The sequence below is a fragment of the Furfurilactobacillus siliginis genome, from assembly GCF_001437435.1.
Lineage (GTDB): Bacteria > Bacillota > Bacilli > Lactobacillales > Lactobacillaceae > Furfurilactobacillus > Furfurilactobacillus siliginis.
Genome location: NZ_JQCB01000030.1, coordinates 1 through 3,227, shown reverse-complemented (window position 1 = coordinate 3,227; position 3,227 = coordinate 1). Strand labels below are relative to the sequence as shown.

At 49.9% G+C, this 3,227-nt stretch carries 2 rRNA genes; both read left to right on the top strand.

Annotated elements, in window-relative coordinates:
* Nucleotides 1-135: 135 nt before the first annotated feature.
* Nucleotides 136-3,056 (top strand): 23S ribosomal RNA (locus tag IV55_RS10000).
* A gap of 66 nt (nucleotides 3,057-3,122) precedes the next feature.
* A 5S ribosomal RNA gene (rrf, locus tag IV55_RS09995) occupies nucleotides 3,123-3,227 on the top strand; the annotation flags it as partial.

Below are 3,227 nucleotides of genomic sequence, written 5' to 3'. Positions count from 1 at the left end.
GAATGTTGTTCATTGAAAACTGAATCATGATTCTTTTTATTAGTAATAAAACCGAGAACACCGCGTTTTTTGAGTTTTTTAACAAGTTAAATTGTTTATCGCTAAACTCATAACCGCAGTTCTTATGAACTGTTAGGTTAAGTTAGAAAGGGCGCACGGTGGATGCCTTGGCACTAGGAGCCGATGAAGGACGGGACTAACACCGATATGCTTCGGGGAGCTGTAAGTAAGCTTTGATCCGGAGATTTCCGAATGGGGAAACCCGGCCAGTTTAACCGCTGGTCATCACTAGGGGAATACATACTCTAGTTGAAGGTAGACGTTGTGAACTGAAACATCTAAGTAGCAACAGGAAGAGAAAGAAAAATCGATTCCCTAAGTAGCGGCGAGCGAACGGGGAAGAGCCCAAACCAGACTGCTTGCAGTTTGGGGTTGTAGGACTGAACATTTGAGTTACCAAGGACCTTGATAGTCGAAGACGTTGGGAAGCGTCGCCAGAGCGTGTGATAGCCACGTAGACGAAATCAAAGTCCCTCAGTTCAGGATCCTGAGTACGGCGGAGCACGTGAAATTCCGTCGGAATTTGCGGGGACCATCCCGTAAGGCTAAATACTCCCTAGTGACCGATAGTGAACCAGTACCGTGAGGGAAAGGTGAAAAGCACCCCGGAAGGGGAGTGAAATAGTTCCTGAAACCGTGTGCCTACAAGTAGTTAGAGCCCGTTAATGGGTGATAGCGTGCCTTTTGTAGAATGAACCGGCGAGTTACGTTAACATGCAAGGTTAAGGTGGAAAGACCGGAGCCGTAGCGAAAGCGAGTCTGAAATGGGCGATTGAGTATGTTGAAGTAGACCCGAAACCAGGTGACCTACCCATGTGCAGGCTGAAAGTGCGGTAATACGCACCGGAGGGCCGAACCCGTGTCTGTTGAAAAAGGCTGGGATGACGTGTGGGTAGCGGTGAAATTCCAAACGAACTTGGAGATAGCTGGTTCTCTCCGAAATAGCTTTAGGGCTAGCCTCGGATTAGAGCATCATGGAGGTAGAGCACTGTTTGAACTAGGGGCCCGTCATGGGTTACTGAATTCAGATAAACTCCGAATGCCATTGATGTGTTATCCGGGAGTCAGACGATGAGTGATAAGATCCACCGTCGAAAGGGGAACAGCCCAGATCACCAGTTAAGGTCCCTAAATATATGCTAAGTGGAAAAGGTTGTGGAGTTGCATAGACAACTAGGATGTTGGCTCAGAAGCAGCCACCATTTAAAGAGTGCGTAATAGCTCACTAGTCGAGTGATTCTGCGCCGAAAATGTACCGGGGCTAAGCATATTACCGAAACTGTGGGTGCCACGTAAGTGGCGCGATAGGAGAGCGTTCTATGGGCAATGAAGTCAGACCGTGAGGACTGGTGGAGCGCATAGAAGTGAGAATGCCGGTATGAGTAGCGAAAGATCAGTGAGAATCTGATCCACCGAATGACTAAGGTTTCCTGGGGAAGGCTCGTCCTCCCAGGGTTAGTCGGGACCTAAGGCGAGGCCGAAAGGCGTAGTCGATGGAAAACAGGTTGAGATTCCTGTACTAGTTAAACTTGTTTGAACAATGGAGGGACGCAGAAGGCTAAACGATCCAGACGATTGGAAATGTCTGGTCAAGCAGTGAGGTGTGAAACGAGTCAAATGCTTGTTTCTTTAACATTGAGCTGTGATGAGGACCGAATTTTAAGTAGGGAAGTCGTTGATGTCACGCTGCCGAGAAAAGCTTCTAGTTAGAGTTTAATTACCCGTACCGCAAACCGACACAGGTAGTCGAGGAGAGAATCCTAAGGTGTGCGAGTGAACTCTCGTTAAGGAACTCGGCAAAATGACCCCGTAACTTCGGAATAAGGGGTGCTGCACGCAAGTGTAGCCGCAGTGAAAAGGCCCAGGCGACTGTTTATCAAAAACACAGGTTTCTGCAAAATCGTAAGATGACGTATAGGGGCTGACGCCTGCCCAGTGCTGGAAGGTTAAAAGGATGGGTTAGCGTAAGCGAAGCTCAGAATTGAAGCCCCAGTGAACGGCGGCCGTAACTATAACGGTCCTAAGGTAGCGAAATTCCTTGTCGGGTAAGTTCCGACCCGCATGAAAGGCGTAACGATCTGGGCACTGTCTCAACGAGAGACTCGGTGAAATTATATTACCCGTGAAGATGCGGGTTACCCGCGACAGGACGGAAAGACCCCATGGAGCTTTACTGTAGCTTGATATTGGGTGTTTGTATAACTTGTACAGGATAGGTAGGAGCCGTAGAGCTCGGGACGCTAGTCTCGAAGGAGGCATTGGTGGGATACTACCCTTGTTATACGACCACTCTAACCCACGTCACTTAGCGTGACGGGAGACAGTGTCAGGTGGGCAGTTTGACTGGGGCGGTCGCCTCCTAAAAGGTAACGGAGGCGCCCAAAGGTTCCCTCAAAATGGTTGGAAATCATTTGTAGAGTGTAAAGGCACAAGGGAGCTTGACTGTGAGACAGACAGGTCGAGCAGGGACGAAAGTCGGGCTTAGTGATCCGGTGGTACCGCATGGAAGGGCCATCGCTCAACGGATAAAAGCTACCCTGGGGATAACAGGCTCATCTCCCCCAAGAGTCCACATCGACGGGGAGGTTTGGCACCTCGATGTCGGCTCATCGCATCCTGGGGCTGTAGTCGGTCCCAAGGGTTGGGCTGTTCGCCCATTAAAGCGGTACGCGAGCTGGGTTCAGAACGTCGTGAGACAGTTCGGTCCCTATCCGTCGCGGGCGCAGGAAATTTGAGAGGAGCTGTCCTTAGTACGAGAGGACCGGGATGGACATACCGCTGGTGTACCAGTTGTTCCGCCAGGAGCATCGCTGGGTAGCTATGTATGGATGAGATAAACGCTGAAAGCATCTAAGTGTGAAACTCGCCTCGAGATGAGATTTCCCATTCCTATATGGAAGTAAGACCCCTCAGAGATGATGAGGTAGATAGGCTAGAAGTGGAAGTGTGGCGACACATGGAGCGGACTAGTACTAATCGGTCGAGGACTTAACCACGAAGTGGTGGTCCGGTTTAACTAATAAAAAGAATCTGATTCAGTTTTGAGTGGGTAACACTCAAAGTGTGGTGATGATGGCACAAAGGATACACCCGTTCCCATGCCGAACACGGAAGTTAAGCTTTGTCGCGCCAAGAGTAGTTGGGGGATCGCTCCCTGCGAGGGTAGG